The following is a 14,759-nucleotide window of genomic DNA, read 5'->3' as shown; positions in this document are numbered from 1 at the left end:
TGTCGACGGGTGCCCATGCACGATGAACATGAACAGGGTAGTGAGCCGCACAAGCCCGGGCACCTGCCGGCTACCGCGACGGGCCACCGCCGGCCCGAATGGGCCGCAGTCCGTCACTCTGCGCAGACAGGGTCGAGCAGTTCCGTGGCCGTCCCCGGTGCCGCCGAAGGGGCACCGGGGACCCGGTGATGCCCGTTGGCAAAGGGAATCCGCGCCGTGGGACCATTCGCCTCGGGTCCCGGTGGGCCGATTGCAGGCTGTGACGAAAGTTACTGCGCCCGAATGCGCCCGCCGACGCCCTCACCGCGCCCGTACCCGCCGCCGCGTACCGCGTCGGGACGCCGCCCGGCACCGGGCCGGCCCCGCCATCCGGCCCGAGGCGGCGGGGTCGCTCCGAGGTCCGCCGGCGGGCCGGCGGGCGGGGACGGGCCCGGGCAGCAGGAACAGGACCAGGGCGAGCAGGGCGGCGGCCACGACGCCGTCCAGCCAGTAGTGGTTGCCCGTGCCGACGACGACCAGCACCGTGGCGATCGGGTGCGCCAGCCACAGCCAGCGCAGCCGCCCGGCGGTGGCCGCGACGAGCGCGACGGCTACGGCGACGGCCCAGCCGACGTGCAGGGACGGCATGGCGGCGTACTGGTTGCTCAGGTCGTCGGCGCCGGGTGCGCCGTAGACGGCGGGCCCGTACCGGCTGCCGGTGTCGACCATTGCGGTCAGCGGGGTCAGCCTGGGCGGGGCCAGCGGCACGAGCAGGTGCAGGGCCAGCGCGGCGGCGGTGAGCCCGGCCAGCGCTCGGCGCGTCCAGCGGTAGTGCGCGGGGCGGCGCAGGTACAGCCACACCAGGCACGCCGCCGTGGCCGGGAAGTGCACGTAGGCGTAGTAGCTGTTGGCCAGGCGCACCGGCAGGTCGCCCGCGAGCAGCGGGAGTTGGACGACGGCCTCGCTGGGCAGCCGGAGCAGGCGCTCCAGGCGCCAGACGAACTCCCCGTTCTCCACCGCGGTCGCCACCCGGCCGACCACGGCGACGCGCGCCACCTTGTATGCCAGGAACAGCACGGCCACGAGCGTCAGCTCGCGCATCGCCCGGCGCAGCGGGCCGCGCCGCCGGCCGGGCACCGCGAGCGGGGCCGGTGCGGCCTCGGCAGTTTCCACGGGTCCCTCGACTCGGTCACGGCCGTGGTGACGGCCCTCGCTAAGCGGATCGGCAGCGTACGCCCGACCCGACGCTCCACACAGGCCGGGGCCGCCACCGTCGTCGGACGGTGGCGGCCCCGGGTACGTACGTCAGGCGCCGGGCCGTACGTCAGGCGCCGGCGGCGGGCGGGCGTCCCGTCCCGCCGGAGCCGACGCTCACCTGGTCGAAGGCTGGCGCGCCGTCGACGGCGTCGGCGCCGACGGCCGCCGACCTCGCCGGGTCGGGCAGGTCGAGGCTCGTGCGCAGGTTGACCGGCTTGAGCAGGAGCGCCGCGATGATGCCGACGACGGCGATGGCGGCCGAGATGAGGAAGATGTGCCCGGTCGCGTCGCCGTACGCCGCGCGGATGATGTTCGCCACGGGCTCGGGCAGGACCTCGAGGTTGAGGCTGCCGCCCCCGCTGCCGGATGCGGGGATCCCTGCGGCGGTGAGGTCGTGGGTGACCTGGTCGCTGACCCGGCGCGCGAGGACGGCGCCGAGTACGGAGACGCCGATGGTGCCGCCGAGGGAACGGAAGAACGCGACGGTGGAGCTGGCCGCACCGATGTCCTTGAGCGCCACGGTGTTCTGCACGGCGAGGACGAGGTTCTGCATCGTCATGCCGACGCCGGTGCCGACGATGAACATGGCCACGCCGATCAGGACGAGCGACGTTTCGTGGTCGATGGTGCCGAGCATGCCGAACCCGATGACGAGGACGACCGCCCCGAAGACGATGTACGGCTTGAGCTTGCCGGAGTTGGTGATCATGCGGCCGGCGATGATGGATGAGCCGAGGACGCCGGCCATCATCGGGATGGTGAGCAGGCCCGCCTCGGTGGGGCTGTAGCCGCGCCCGATCTGGAAGTACTGGCCGAGGAAGACGGCGCCGCCGAACATGGCCATGCCGACCGCGAGGCTGCCGAGGATGGCGAGGGCCGTGGTGCGTTGCCGGACGATGCTGAGCGGGACGACCGGCTCGGCCGCCCGCGACTCGACCCAGGTCGCCAGGCCCAGCAGGAGGACGGTGCCGCCGACCATCGCGCCGGACTGCCAGGACACCCACGCGAACGAGCTGTCGACGAACGAGATCCAGATCAGCAGCACGCTGACGCCGGCGGCGATCAGGCTCGCGCCCAGGTAGTCGATCTTGACGTTCTCGCGCCGGACGGTGGGCAGCCGCAGGGTCATCTGGAGCAGGACCAGCGCGATCGCGGCGACGGGCACGCCGACGAAGAAGCACCAGCGCCAGCCGAGCCAGGACGTGTCGACGATGAGGCCGCCGAGCAGCGGTCCGCCGACCGTCGCGACGGCCATCACGCCACCGAGGTAGCCGTTGTACCGGCCGCGCTCGCGGGGCGGGATCATCGCCGCGATGGCGACCTGGACGAGGGCCTGCAGGCCGCCGACGCCGATGCCCTGGAACGCGCGGGCGGCGATGAGCTGGCCGGCGCTCTGCGCGAAGCCGGCGACCACCGAGCCGACCAGGAAGACGACGATGGCTACCTGCACCAGGGTCTTCTTGTTGAACAGGTCGGCCAGCTTGCCCCAGATCGGGGTGGTGGCCGTCGCGGTGAGCAGGGTGGCCGTGACCACCCAGGTGTACTGGATCTGCGAGCCGTCCAACGCCCCGATGATCTTCGGCAGCGCCGTCGAGACGACGGTGCCGCTCAGCATGGCGACGAAGAGCACCAGCAGCAGGCCGCTGAGTGCCTCCAGCGTCTGCCGATGGGTCATCGGCGCGTCTGCCGCCGCGGTGGTGGGTGCGCTCATCGCGCGTCCTCCAGGTTGTCGTTGGTTCCGAGAGCGACATCGAGGTCGCGGGTGAACCGGTCGAGTGCGGCGCACAGCGCCGCCACTTCGCCGGGAGTCCAGTCGGCGAGCGCCCGCTCGAGCAGTTCGCCGTACCAGCCGTGGGCGTCGGCCAGGGCGCCCTGCCCCTTCGGGGTGATGGCCAGCCAGCTGGCCCGCCGGTCGGCCGGGTCGGCGCGCCGCTCGACCAGGCCGTGCGAGACGAGCGAGGCGACGGCGCGGCTGACGGTCGACGGGTCGAGCCCGGTGCGGGAGGCCAACTCCCTGGCATGGCAGCCGCTGGCGCGCTGCTCGATCTGGAGGAGCATGCCGACCATGCCGATCGGCACGGACGGCCGCTCGTCGGCTCGCCGCTGCTTGATTACCCGCACGTTCTTGAGCAGGTCGAACAATCGAATTCCGAGTTCGCGGGCGGTGGTTTCCACGCTTACCCTCCCGGTGTCGATGGTTGCCGCATGCAACTATCCAGCAATCTTGCGCAGCAGGCAAACTTGCGCATTGAGAACTAGGTCACCATCGCGTAGCCTGACGGCATGCGCGAGGCCGGGCTACGGGAACGCAAGAAGGCGGCCACCCGCCTCGCCCTGCACGAGGCGGCCCTGCGCCTCGCCGCCGAGGAGGGCCTCGACCGGGTGACCGTCGAGGCGATCGCCGACGCCGCCGACGTCTCCCGGCGGACGTTCTCCAACTACTTCTCCAGCAAGGAAGAGGCGATCTTCCACGGCGACACCGTGCGGCTGCGCCGGATGCTGGAACTGATCCGGGACCAGCCGGCCGCCGAACAGCCGTGGACGGTGCTCAGCCGCGCGGCGGAGCACCTCACCACCGAGATGTACGGCGACCTGACGCCGACCTGGCTGGCCCAACGCCGACGGGTGCGCGGGCACCCGGGCCTGCTCGCCCACCAGGTGGCGGCGTACACGACGGTCGAACGGGAGCTGGCCGCCGAGCTGACGCACCGGCTGACCGGGCCGGAGGTGGCCCTGCGGTCGCGGGTCCTGGCGGCGACCTGCCTGGCCACCCTGCGCGTCGCAATCCAGCAGTGGATCGAGCACCCGGACGGTCCGCTGCTCGACACGATCCGGATCGCGCTCGCCGAGGCGGCGCCCGCGACGGGCACCCCGGGCCGGGCAGCCGGCACCGACTGACGGTCAGGCCGGTGTGGGGTCGGTCCCCGACCGGCCCGCGGCCCCGACGTTCAGCGGGTCCGCCAGCAGCTCGGCGAAGGCCAGCTCGGCGGCGCCGATCAGGGCACCGTCGCGGCCGAGCGTCGCCGCCCGCAGCCGCAGGTGCTCGCGGAAGGCGGGCAGCACCATGGCGTCCAGGCGACGGCGGACGGTGTCCGCCCCGACGGCGTAGATGTCACGCAACGAGCCGCCGAACACCACTACGCCCGGATTGACCACGTTGACGAGGTTGGCCACGCCGAAGCCGAGCCAGTCGGCGACCTGCCGCACCGCCGCCTGGGCGGCCCGGTCGCCACCGGCCGCCGCGCGCAGGACCTCGACGACCGCCGGTGGCCCGCCCGGCTCCCGGCCGGCATGCCGCAGCAACGCCGCCCCACCGATCTCGGTCTCCCAGCAGCCACGCGAGCCGCAGCCGCAGGGCAGGCCGTACGGGTTGACCACCATGTGGCCGACCTTCCCGCCATGCCCCCGGTGGCCGGCCACCAGCCGGCCGCCGACGATGATGCCGGCGCTGACCCCGAGATCGCCGTGCAGGTAGACGAGGTCGTCGACGCCCACCGCCACGCCCCGGACGTGTTCGGCCACTCCGGCGATGTCGGCCAGGTCCCCGGCGACCAGCCCCGGGCCCGCGGCGAGTCCGGCCTCGAACGCGGCGCGCAGCGCCTCGTCGGGCCCCCCGATCCGGATCCTCCCGTCGCGGTCACGGGTCGTGTCGGTCACCGCGACCGCGCCGCCCACCAGCAGCGCGTCGCCGGTGACGGCGCGCTGCATGTCGCGGACCAGGCCGGCCAGCGGGCCGATCGCGTCGAAGGTCGACATCCCGCCGGGCCTGTCGACCTCGCGCAGGTCGAGGATGCGACCGCCGAGGCCGATGCGGGCGGCGCGCAGCCGGTCCGCCTCGACGCTCAACGCGTGCGTGTACACCTGTTCCGAGCGGGGGCGCACCACCAGCGACGGCCGGCCTGCCCGGCGGGCGGTGGTCGGCGCCTCCTCGAGGACCAGCCCGGCGGCGGCGAGGTCGGCCGCGAGCGCCCCGATGGTGCTGCGGTTGAGGCCGAGCCGGCTGGTCAGCTCGGCGCGGGACGTCGGGCCGTGCACGTGGACGTGCCGCAGCACGGCGCCGAGGTTCCGCCGGCGGGTCTCCTCCTGGGTCACGCCGGGCGCCCCCGGCGCGGCAAGGTCCGGGTCGCGGCCGACCCGCGCCTGCCGGGACCGGGTGGGTGTCGCCACGGTCGGGCCTCCTCCCCCGGGTCGGCTCGGCGTCGCTGGTGGACGCTGTCACGGCGAAGGGCCCCGGACGTGGACTCCGGGACCCTTCGCCGCTGGCTACCTCGCGGTGCTCACTTGGTGAGCGGCGCGAGCTTCGGGTCGTTCGCGTAGGCCTCGGCCGCGGTGGCCTTGGTGACGGCGACCGGCGGGAGCAGGTACGTGTCGACGACCTTGCTGCCGTTGTTGTAGGACTTGGTGTCGTTCACCTCGGGCGTCTCGCCGGCCTGCAGGGACTTCACCATGGTGATGGTCTGCTTGACCAGGGTCCGGGTGTCCTTGTTGATCGTCATGTACTGCTCGCCGGCCATGATGGACTTGACCGACTCCACCTCGGAGTCCTGGCCGGTGACGACCGGGATCGGCTTGTTCGCACCCTTGATCGAGGTGATGATCGCGCGGCCGAGCGTGTCGTTCGGGGACAGGACGCCGTCCAGCTCCTTGCTGCCGTACGTCGAGGTCAGCAGCTGGTCCATGCGGGCCTGCGCACCCTCGGCCTTCCAGCCCTGGATGGCGGTCTGCTTGACGTCGACCTGCTTCGAGCCGACGACGACGTTACCCTTGTCGATCTCCGGCTTGAGCACGTCCATCGCGCCGTTGAAGAAGACACCGGCGTTGTTGTCGTCCGGCGAGCCGGAGAACAGCTCGATGTTGTACGGGCCGTTCGGCTTCTTGGCCTTCATGCCGTCCAGCAGGGCCTGGCCCTGGAGCTGGCCGACCTTGAAGTTGTCGAACGCGACGTAGTAGTCGAGGTCCGGGGTGTTGGTGATGAGCCGGTCGTAGGCGATGACCTTCACGCCCGCCTGGTGCGCCGCGGCGACCTGGGTCGACAGCTGCGCGGCGTCGGTCGCGCCGATGACGATGACCTTGGCGCCCTTGGTGACCATGGCGGTGATCTGCGCCTGCTGGTCGGCAACCGTGGTCGACGCGCCCGCGTACTGCACGTCGCTGGTGAACCCGGCCTCCTTGAGGCCGTTCGTGAACAGGTCACCGGCGAGGACCCAGTTCTCCGAGGTCTTGGCCGGAAGGGCCACGCCGATCAGGGAGTTGGCCGCGAAGCCCTTGGCGTCGCCGCCGGAGCTGCCGGACTCCTCGTCGCGGCCGGAGCCGCAGGCGGTGAGGGCCAGCGCTGCGATGGCACCGATGGCCACCGACTTGCCGAGGAAGTTACGCATGAGCAGTAATGCCCTTCTACGGAGGTGATACGGGAAGAGAAGGTCGGTGGGCGTCAGCCGGGCACCTTGGTGCGGCCGGGCTCGCGGTCCACCTTGGGGGACGCGGTGGGAGGGCCGGAACCGTCACGGCGGAACGAGCGCGTGAGGCTGCCGATGACGGAGAACCGTCCCTGGCTCTTGTTGTAGACGTCGATCGCGACGGCCAGCAGCAGGACCAGGCCCTTGATGATCTGGACGCGGTCGGTGCCGACGCCCATCAGTTGCAGGCCGTTGTTGAGCACGGCCATGACCAGACCACCGACGATCGAGCCGCTGATGGTCCCGATGCCGCCGGCGACGGCCGCACCGCCGATGAACACCGCGGCGATCGCGTCCAGTTCCCAGCCGTTGCCGTCCTGCGGACCGGAGGCCGCCGAACGGGCCACGAAGATCATGCCGGCCAGGGCTGCCAGCACGGACATGTTCATCATGACGAAGAAGTTGACCCGCTTGAGCTTGACGCCGGACAGCTCGGCGGCCCGGGAGTTGCCGCCCACCGCGTAGATGTGCCGGCCGCCCGCCGTGTTGCGGGTGTAGAAGGAGTACGCGAGCACCAGGGCCACCAGGATGATTCCGGAGACCGGGAAGCTGGTGCCGACGCGACCGCTGGCGAAGCGCAGCGAGGCGAAGACGATCACGCCGATCATCACGGCCATCCGCAGGATCGAGATCCACATCGGGGCCGCGTCGGCGTCCATCTCCCGACGCGTCCGGCGCGACTGGAGCTCCCGCCACACCACGGCCGCGCACGCGGCCAGCCCCAGCAGCAGCGTCAGGTTGTTGTAGCCGGTGCTCGGGCCGACCTCGGGCAGGAACCCGGAGCCGATCACCCGGAAGCCCTCGGGCACCGGGATGGTGTTCGCGTTGCCGATGAACTGGTTGCCGCCCCGGAAGAGCAGCATGCCCGCCAGGGTGACGATGAACGCCGGCACTCCGATGTAGGCCACCCAGAAGCCCTGCCAGGCCCCGATAATCGCACCGATCACCAGGCCGAACGCGATGGCGGCGGGCCAGGGCAGGGACCAGTCGGCCATCGACTTGGCGACCAGGATGCCGGCGATCGCGGCGACCGAGCCGACCGACAGGTCGATGTGCCCGGCCACGATCACCATCAGCATGCCGATGGCGAGGATGAGGATGTACGAGTTCTGCTGGAACAGCGCGATCAGGTTGTCCGATCGCAGGGTCAGGCCGTCGGTCAGGATCTGGAAAAGGACGACGATCGCGACCAGTGTGAAGATCATCCCGAACTGACGGGCGTTGGAGGTCGTGCCTCCGAACAGGTTCTTCTGAAGGTCCTTGATCCGGCTCATCGTGTCTGCATCTTCTTCGTCGAGGTCATCTGCTTCATGAGGGTCTCCGGGTCCGCATCGGCCCGGGCGATCTCGCCCGTGATGGCGCCTTCGAACACGGTGTAGATGCGGTCGCAGAGCCCGATCAGCTCAGGCAGTTCCGAGGAGATGACGACGACGCCCTTCCCCTGGTCGGCGAGCCGCTGGATGATGCCGTAGATCTCGTACTTGGCGCCCACGTCGATGCCGCGGGTCGGTTCGTCGAGGATCAGCAGGTCCGGATCCGTGAACATCCACTTCGCCAGGACGACCTTCTGCTGGTTGCCGCCGGAGAGCTTGGAGACGCCCTCGTCGACCGTGGGGGCCTTGGTCCGCAACTCCTTGCGGTACGCCTCGGCGGCCCGGTACTGGGCGACCTCGTCGAGCACGCCGTGGCGCGAGATCTTGGACAGCTTGGCGGCCACCGTCGACGTCTTGATGTCGTCGAGCAGGTTCAGCCCGATCGCCTTGCGGTCCTCGCTGACGTAGGCGAGCCCGTGGGCGATCGCGTCCGCCACCGACTTGAGCACGATTTCCTTGCCGTCCTTGATGATCGTGCCCGACTCGTACACCCCGTAGGAGCGGCCGAAGACGCTCATGGCCAGCTCGGTGCGGCCCGCGCCCATCAGCCCGGCGAAGCCGACGATCTCGCCGCGTCGTACGACGAAGCTCTCGTTCTTGCAGACCTGGCGGTCGGCGGAGATCGGGTGCCGGACGTTCCAGTTCCGGACCTCGAAGAAGACCTCGCCGATCTTCGGCGTGTGGTCCGGGAACCGGCTGCTGAGCTCGCGGCCGACCATGCCGCGCACGATCCGGTCCTCGTCGACGCCGTCGGCCTTGACGTCCAGGGTCTCGACCGTCCGGCCGTCGCGCAGGATGGTGATCTGGTCGGCGATCGCCTCGATCTCGTTCAGCTTGTGGGAGATCATGATCGAGGTGATGCCCCGGGAGCGGAAGCCGCGCAGCAGGTCCAGCAGGTGCCGGGAATCGGCCTCGTTCAGCGCGGCGGTCGGCTCGTCCAGGATGAGCAGCTTCACGTCCTTGGCGAACGCCTTGGCGATCTCCACGAGCTGCTGCTTGCCGACACCGATGTCCTTGATCAGGGTGTCCGGGTTCTCCGTCAGGCCGACCCGGGCCATCAGGTCCAGCGCCATCCGGTTCGCGGACTTCCAGTCGATCGCGCCCCGCCTGCGCGGCTCGTTGCCGAGGAAGATGTTCTCGGTGATCGACATGTCCGGGATGAGCGCGAGCTCCTGGTGGATGATCACGATCCCCGCGCTCTCGCTCGCGCGGATGTCGGAAAAGCGGGTCTCCGCGCTCTGGTAAATGATCTGGCCGTCGTAGGTGCCGTACGGATAGACCCCACTGAGCACCTTCATCAGCGTGGACTTGCCGGCGCCGTTCTCGCCACAGATGGCGTGGATCTCGCCGGCGCGCACCACCAGGTTGACGTCGGCGAGGGCCTTGACTCCGGGGAACTCCTTGGTGATGGAGCGCATCTCCAGGAGGATGGGTACGTCGCTCATCGTTCGCACCACCTCGCCAACATCATCGATACCTCCGGAAGGGGAAAAACCTTCACCTGGTTTTGTTGTTGGAGGCAACGTATTCCGGCGAAGGGTCAACCGCAAGGCTCGGCCGGCCCTGAGATGTAACAATCCGGCAATGCGGGGGGTGGTTCGGGCGTCATCCGCCGCTCACCCGGGGCGGGCGCGGGCCGTGCGACGGGAGAGGGGCCGCCCCCCGACGATGCGGAGGACGACCCCTCGTCTGCGAACGGACGGGCCTGTCAGGCGACGGATGCGGGGAACCGCTCCCACACCCGGTGCGCGGCCAGCAACTGCCCCACGGTGGTGAAGACCTCGGTTCCGGAGCCACCCGTGACCACGCCCGGCGTGCCCGTCACCCCCGCCTGGTCCAGCACCGTGACGCCGTCGCCCCACGCGCCGACGGCCTTGGCGTGCCGCCAGCACTCCTGAACCAGGAGCAGCACGCGCGGGTCCACGGACGCGGAGTCCGCCGCGCCCGCCTTGGCGTCGCGCGCGGGCAGCGCGTCCGGCGCCGGTGCCGGCGCTGCGGCCAGCAGCAGCGCGTCGAACTCGACGGACCGGCCGGTGGCGAAGGTCCGCTGCACGGGCAGGTCCCCGACCATGCCGCCGTGCGGGGCGATCAGCAGCGGCACCATGCCGGCGGCGAGCACCTCGCGGCGCACCTGGCCGACGCCGTCGAGGTCGCTGTCGGGGCCGACGACGATCCCGATCGTGCGGCCGTCGGTCGGCCACTGCCGGCCCACCTGGGACAGCGCGGGGCTCGGCGCGACGTCGGCGAGCGGCGCGGTCGGCTCCGGCGCGGGAAGGCCCAGGCCGGCGGCCACCTGCGCGCAGAGCACCGGGTCGATGTTGGCGAGGCTCTGGAGCTGACGCTCCTTGATCGCCTGGTGGTAGCACTTGCCCAGCTCGAAGGTGTAGGCGCGGATGATGTGCTCCTTCTCGACCGGCGACATGCTCAGCCAGAACAGGCGGACCTGGCTGTGGTGGTCGTCGAACGAGGCCGGGTTTGCGCGCACCTTGGGCGCCTCCGCCACCGTCACCGGCACGTCGACGAACGCGTGCTCGGCGTCGCCGGCCGGGAAGGGGTTGCCACCGTCGAGCGAATTCGGCCGGTACGGCGCCACCCCGGCGTGGACGGCGTGCTGGTGGAAGCCGTCGCGCAGCATGTCGTTGACCGCGGCGTGCGGGCGGTTGATCGGGATCTGCGAGAAGTTCGGGCCGCCCAGCCGGGTGAGCTGCGTGTCGACGTACGAGAACAGCCGGCCCTGCAGCAGCGGGTCGTTGGTGACGTCGATCCCCGGCGGCAGGTGGCCGACGTGGAAGGCGACCTGCTCGGTCTCGGCGAAGAAGTTCGTCGGCGTGCGGTTGAGCGTCAGCTTCCCGATCGGCTGCACCGGGGCGAGCTCCTCCGGCACGATCTTGGTCGGGTCGAGCAGGTCGATTCCGGCGAACGTCTCCTCCGGCGTGTCGGGGAAGACCTGGATGCCGAGCTCCCACTCCGGGTACGCGCCGGCCTCGATCGCGTCGTACAGGTCCCGGCGATGGAAGTCCGGGTCGATGCCGCCGAGCAGCTGCGCCTCCTCCCAGGTCAGGGAGTGCACGCCCAGCTTGGGCTTCCAGTGGAACTTGACCAGCACGGTCTCCCCGGCTTCGTTGACCAGCCGGAAGGAGTGCACGCCGAAGCCCTCCATCGTCCGGTACGAGCGCGGGATGCCCCGGTCGGACATGTTCCACATCGTGTGGTGCTGCGCCTCGGTGTGCAGGGAGACGAAGTCCCAGAACGTGTCGTGCGCGCTCTGGGCCTGTGGGATCTCCCGGTCGGGGTGCGGCTTGCCGGCGTGGATGACGTCGGGGAACTTGATGGCGTCCTGGATGAAGAACACCGGAATGTTGTTGGCGACCAGGTCGAACGTGCCCTCGTCGGTGTAGAACTTCGTCGCGAAGCCGCGGGTGTCGCGGACCGTGTCGGCCGAGCCGCGCGAGCCGAGGACGGTGGAGAACCGGACGAAGACGTCGGTCTCCCGCCCCTTCTTGAGGAAGCCGGCCCTCGTGACCGCCTCGGCGGAGCCGTAGGCGGTGAACACGCCGTGCGCCCCGGCCCCCCGGGCGTGCACGACGCGCTCGGGGATGCGCTCGTGGTCGAAGTGGGTGATCTTCTCGCGCAGGTGGTGGTCCTGGAGCAGCACCGGGCCGCGCGGCCCGGCCTTCAGCGAGTGGTCCGTGTCGCGCAGCCGCGCCCCCTGCGAGGTGGTGAGGAAGGCGCCCTGCTGTCCGTTCGCGGTCGACGGCGCGCCGGTTCTCGCGCCGGTCGGGGTGCGCGTCTCCGGGGCCCCCTGCTCCTTCTTCGGTGGCAGCGGGTCGTGTGGCGTCGTCGGCTCCACAGCGGTCGGTGGGGCGCTGCCCGGCGCGCCGGGCACGTCCGGGGTCAGGATGTCGGCCACCTTTCCCGTGGCTGCCTCCACGACACCCTTGACTGCCTTAGCGGGATTACTGCTCATTTATTCTGTTACCTCCGTGGAGCGGCTGTTTTGCAGGCTCCTGCGCGGTACCCCCGTTCGCGCGAGCAAAACGGACCGGGCGTGTTCCGGCACGGAGAGGCCACCGGGCCGGCACTCAGCGGTGATGCAGCCCACCCGCACCTGCGGCACCCGCGCCGCCCCGGGTCTCGCCGAGTGACGGTTGCCCGGCGGGTCCGACGGGCGACACGATGGGCGGGTGGACATCGAGCGGGTCGATCCCGCACCCGATCGGGCGTTCCGCCGGAGGGTCCTGCGGCAGCGTTGGGAGGACCTCACCTTCCTGCACTGGGCGGTCGAACCGGAACTCGTCGCACCGCTGCTGCCCGCCGGCACCCGCCCGGACACCCTCGGCGGGGTCGCCCACGTCGGGCTGATCGGCTTCCGGATGGTCGGGCTGGGCCTCGGCCGGGGACCGGGGGTGCCGTACCTCGGCACCTTCTGGGAGACCAACGTGCGGCTCTACTCGGTCGACGACACCGGCCGCCGGGCCGTGGTGTTCCGCTCGCTCGACGCCTCTCGGCTCGTCCCGGTGCTGGTCGCCCGGGCGACCCTGCGGCTGCCGTACCTGTGGTCGTCGATGCGGCTGGACCGCGACGGCGACCTCCGCACCTACCGGTGCCGGCGTCGCTGGCCCGGCCCGGCCGGCACGACGAGCCGGATGGTCGTCCGGGTGGGCGAGCCGATCACCGACCCGACGCCGCTGGAACACTTCGTCACCGCCCGCTGGGCGCTGCACACCCGGGCGTACGGGCGCACCCTGCACCTGCCGAACTGGCATCCACGCTGGCCGCTGCACCGGGCCGAGCTGCTGCACCTGGACGACGAGCTGGTCACCGCCGCCGGGCTGCCGGCGCCGGCAGGTCCGCCGGTGAGCGTGCTCCACTCCCCCGGCGTCCCGGTCGTCTTCGGCCCACCGGCCGCCCTGCCCCGGACCGGCTGACCACGCCGCGCCCACCCGCACGGCGTTGCCGGGCGCGGTCCACGATCGACATTGCCGAGCCGGCCGGCGGTCAGCGGCTACGGCACCCCGGGGCCGCAGTTGTTGCTGGTACGCGTGACCGTGTACTCGGTGTCGTCGTGGGTGATGCCGGACGGTGCGCCGTCGAAGTGGGTCTCCACCTTCTGCCAGCCCCGGCGCTGCTCGTAGTGCAGGTGCGGCGCCCCGGAGTTGCCGGTGCTGCCGACCCGCCCGATCTGCTCGCCCCGGGCCACCCGCTGACCGACCCGGACCAGCGGCGGTTCGAGCAGGTGGAGGTACTGCGTCTCCCACTTGCCGCCGTGGTCGATCTTCACCCAGTACCCGCCGCCCCGGCCGCGCGGGCCGTCCGGGTCGTCCGGGGTGCGCCCGCCGAGGGACCCGTTGATCCCCGCCTCGGTGACCGTGCCGGCGTCGGACGCGAGCACCGGCCGCCCCCACGCCTTGCCCTCGGTGGGGAACAGGTCGACGTCGTAGTCGTCGTGGCCCGGGTAGGTGCCGAGCTGCCAGGTCTCGCCGCACGCGACGGGGAGCTGGAAGGACGGGCGCGGGCCCGGCGGCAGCAGCAGCGGGACGACGACCGCGGCGGCGACGACGACGGCCACGAGCGCGCCGAGCGCGAGGCCGACGCGGAGGAGCCGGTTGCGGCGGGCGCGCGGGCTGGTCGGGTGGCCGGTCGTCATCGCTGCCGGGGTGGTGCGGTGCTGTCGCGGACGACGAGTTCGGTGGCGAGTTCGAGGCGGGGGCTCTCGAGCTTCTCGCCCTGGGCCAGCCGCAGCACGGTGCGCGCGGCCAGCATGCCCATCTCGGCCAGCGGTTGGCGGACCGTGGTCAGCGGCGGGGAGCACCACCGGACCTCGGGCAGGTCGTCGAAGCCGACCACGCTGATGTCGTCGGGCACCCGTAGGCCACGTTTGCGGACCGCCTCGTAGACGCCGAGCGCCATCTGGTCGCTGGAGGCGAAGATGGCGGTCGGCGGGTCGGGCAGCGCCAGCAGTTGCGTGCCGGCGGCGTAGCCGGACTCGTGGTAGAAGTTGCCGGGGCGGATCAGCGCGTCGTCGACGGCGACGCCGGCCGCGTCGAGCGCCGCCCGGTAGCCGTCCATCCGCGCGCGGCTGCACATCAGCTGCGGCGGGCCGGCGATGAAGCCGATGCGGCGGTGACCGAGGCCGAGCAGGTACTGGTTGGCGCCGAGGCTGCCCGCCCAGTTGGTGGCGCCGATGGTGGTCGCCTCCTGCGGGGCCACCCCGGCGGGGTCGACGATGACCACCGGAACGTTGAGCCGGCGCAGCTCGGCCTGCAACGGGGGCGCGACCATCGAGGTCACGAAGATGACCCCTTCGGTGGAGCGGGTACGCATGTTGTCGAGCCACTGCTTGGCCGAGGAGGTGCGCCGGTGGATGGCCGAGACGACGGTGCCGGCTCCGCTGCTGTGCGCGACGTCCTCCACCCCTCGGATGATCTCCACCGCCCAGGGGCTGTCGAGGTCGTTGAAGACCAGGTCGATCAGGGCGGTACTGGGCCGCCGGCGCGGTGAACGGCGGCGGTAGCCGTGCCGGGTTAGCAGTTCCTCGACGCGTTCCCGGGTCTGTGGGGCGACGTCGGAGCGGCCGTTGATGACCCGGGAGACGGTGGGCACGGAGACGCCGGCCAGGCGCGCGATCATCGCGATGGTGACGTTCCGGCTGTTGTCGGGGCCCACGGTCCGCCCTTTCGCCTTGGTGGGGAGC

12 protein-coding genes are annotated in these 14,759 nt (G+C 71.5%); 2 read left to right on the top strand and 10 right to left on the bottom strand.

Annotated elements, in window-relative coordinates:
- Positions 1-300: 300 nt before the first annotated feature.
- From ACQPZO_RS13085 to ACQPZO_RS13075, 3 genes are all read right to left on the bottom strand, one after another.
- Positions 301-1,152 carry a phosphatase PAP2 family protein gene (locus tag ACQPZO_RS13085; RefSeq protein WP_433350101.1) on the bottom strand — a complete coding sequence of 284 codons (852 nt, stop codon included), beginning with the start codon at positions 1,150-1,152 and terminating at the stop codon, positions 301-303.
- A gap of 151 nt (positions 1,153-1,303) precedes the next feature.
- Positions 1,304-2,947, bottom strand: coding sequence for an MDR family MFS transporter (locus tag ACQPZO_RS13080; protein ID WP_433350099.1), 1,644 nt, complete (start codon positions 2,945-2,947; stop codon positions 1,304-1,306).
- Entirely contained in the window at positions 2,944-3,411 is a 468-nt protein-coding gene (locus ACQPZO_RS13075) for a MarR family transcriptional regulator (protein WP_433350097.1), read from the bottom strand. Before ACQPZO_RS13075 ends, ACQPZO_RS13080 begins: the two co-directional genes overlap by 4 nt.
- Positions 3,412-3,519: 108 nt before the next feature.
- Here ACQPZO_RS13075 and ACQPZO_RS13070 point away from each other — a divergent pair, with 108 nt between their 5' ends.
- Positions 3,520-4,134 carry a TetR/AcrR family transcriptional regulator gene (locus tag ACQPZO_RS13070; protein WP_433350095.1) on the top strand — a complete coding sequence of 205 codons (615 nt, stop codon included), beginning with the start codon at positions 3,520-3,522 and terminating at the stop codon, positions 4,132-4,134.
- A 3-nt stretch (positions 4,135-4,137) separates the two neighbouring features.
- On the opposite strand, the gene ACQPZO_RS13065 is transcribed toward ACQPZO_RS13070, so the two are convergent.
- The 5 genes from ACQPZO_RS13065 to ACQPZO_RS13045 all read right to left on the bottom strand — a co-directional run bounded on the left by ACQPZO_RS13065 (position 4,138) and on the right by ACQPZO_RS13045 (position 12,032).
- Positions 4,138-5,403: an ROK family protein gene (locus tag ACQPZO_RS13065; protein WP_433350093.1), complete on the bottom strand. Its 1,266-nt coding sequence runs from the start codon at positions 5,401-5,403 to the stop codon at positions 4,138-4,140.
- A gap of 110 nt (positions 5,404-5,513) precedes the next feature.
- A complete protein-coding gene (locus tag ACQPZO_RS13060) occupies positions 5,514-6,614 on the bottom strand; it encodes a substrate-binding domain-containing protein (protein WP_433350092.1) in 1,101 nt (366 codons plus the stop codon).
- A gap of 53 nt (positions 6,615-6,667) precedes the next feature.
- The gene (gene mmsB, locus ACQPZO_RS13055; protein WP_433350090.1) at positions 6,668-7,966 is read right to left on the bottom strand and encodes a multiple monosaccharide ABC transporter permease; all 1,299 of its coding nucleotides are present in this window, start codon (positions 7,964-7,966) and stop codon (positions 6,668-6,670) included.
- Positions 7,963-9,510, bottom strand: coding sequence for a multiple monosaccharide ABC transporter ATP-binding protein (mmsA, locus tag ACQPZO_RS13050; RefSeq protein WP_433350088.1), 1,548 nt, complete (start codon positions 9,508-9,510; stop codon positions 7,963-7,965). Before mmsA ends, mmsB begins: the two co-directional genes overlap by 4 nt.
- A 263-nt stretch (positions 9,511-9,773) precedes the next feature.
- Positions 9,774-12,032, bottom strand: coding sequence for a catalase (locus tag ACQPZO_RS13045; protein WP_433350086.1), 2,259 nt, complete (start codon positions 12,030-12,032; stop codon positions 9,774-9,776).
- Positions 12,033-12,249: 217 nt separating this feature from the next.
- On the opposite strand from ACQPZO_RS13045, the gene ACQPZO_RS13040 reads away from it, so the two are divergent.
- Complete coding sequence (locus ACQPZO_RS13040) at positions 12,250-12,993, top strand: YqjF family protein (RefSeq protein WP_433350084.1); 744 nt, start codon at positions 12,250-12,252, stop codon at positions 12,991-12,993.
- 77 nt (positions 12,994-13,070) lie between these two features.
- Here ACQPZO_RS13040 and ACQPZO_RS13035 read toward each other — a convergent pair whose 3' ends face one another.
- Together ACQPZO_RS13035 and ACQPZO_RS13030 are read right to left on the bottom strand one after the other, a co-directional pair.
- The gene (locus tag ACQPZO_RS13035) at positions 13,071-13,712 is read right to left on the bottom strand and encodes a M23 family metallopeptidase (protein ID WP_433350082.1); all 642 of its coding nucleotides are present in this window, start codon (positions 13,710-13,712) and stop codon (positions 13,071-13,073) included.
- Positions 13,709-14,695 (bottom strand): LacI family DNA-binding transcriptional regulator, encoded by a 987-nt coding sequence (locus ACQPZO_RS13030; RefSeq protein WP_433350080.1) that lies wholly within the window; start codon positions 14,693-14,695, stop codon positions 13,709-13,711. The genes ACQPZO_RS13035 and ACQPZO_RS13030 overlap by 4 nt, the downstream gene beginning before the upstream one ends.
- Between the last annotated feature and the right edge of the window lie 64 nt (positions 14,696-14,759).

It is taken from the genome of Micromonospora sp. CA-111912, assembly GCF_050948415.1.
GTDB lineage: Bacteria > Actinomycetota > Actinomycetes > Mycobacteriales > Micromonosporaceae > Micromonospora.
This window is presented reverse-complemented; position numbering and strand designations above follow the sequence as displayed.

Coding starts and splice junctions, on each gene's coding strand:
- ACQPZO_RS13080 (WP_433350099.1), bottom strand. CDS start 2,947: ATGAGCGCACCCACCACCGCGGCGGCAGACGCGCCGATGACCCATCGG.
- ACQPZO_RS13070 (WP_433350095.1), top strand. CDS start 3,520: ATGCGCGAGGCCGGGCTACGGGAACGCAAGAAGGCGGCCACCCGCCTC.
- mmsA (WP_433350088.1), bottom strand. CDS start 9,510: ATGAGCGACGTACCCATCCTCCTGGAGATGCGCTCCATCACCAAGGAG.
- ACQPZO_RS13030 (WP_433350080.1), bottom strand. CDS start 14,695: ATGATCGCGCGCCTGGCCGGCGTCTCCGTGCCCACCGTCTCCCGGGTC.
- ACQPZO_RS13060 (WP_433350092.1), bottom strand. CDS start 6,614: ATGCGTAACTTCCTCGGCAAGTCGGTGGCCATCGGTGCCATCGCAGCG.
- ACQPZO_RS13035 (WP_433350082.1), bottom strand. CDS start 13,712: ATGACGACCGGCCACCCGACCAGCCCGCGCGCCCGCCGCAACCGGCTC.
- mmsB (WP_433350090.1), bottom strand. CDS start 7,966: ATGAGCCGGATCAAGGACCTTCAGAAGAACCTGTTCGGAGGCACGACC.
- ACQPZO_RS13045 (WP_433350086.1), bottom strand. CDS start 12,032: ATGAGCAGTAATCCCGCTAAGGCAGTCAAGGGTGTCGTGGAGGCAGCC.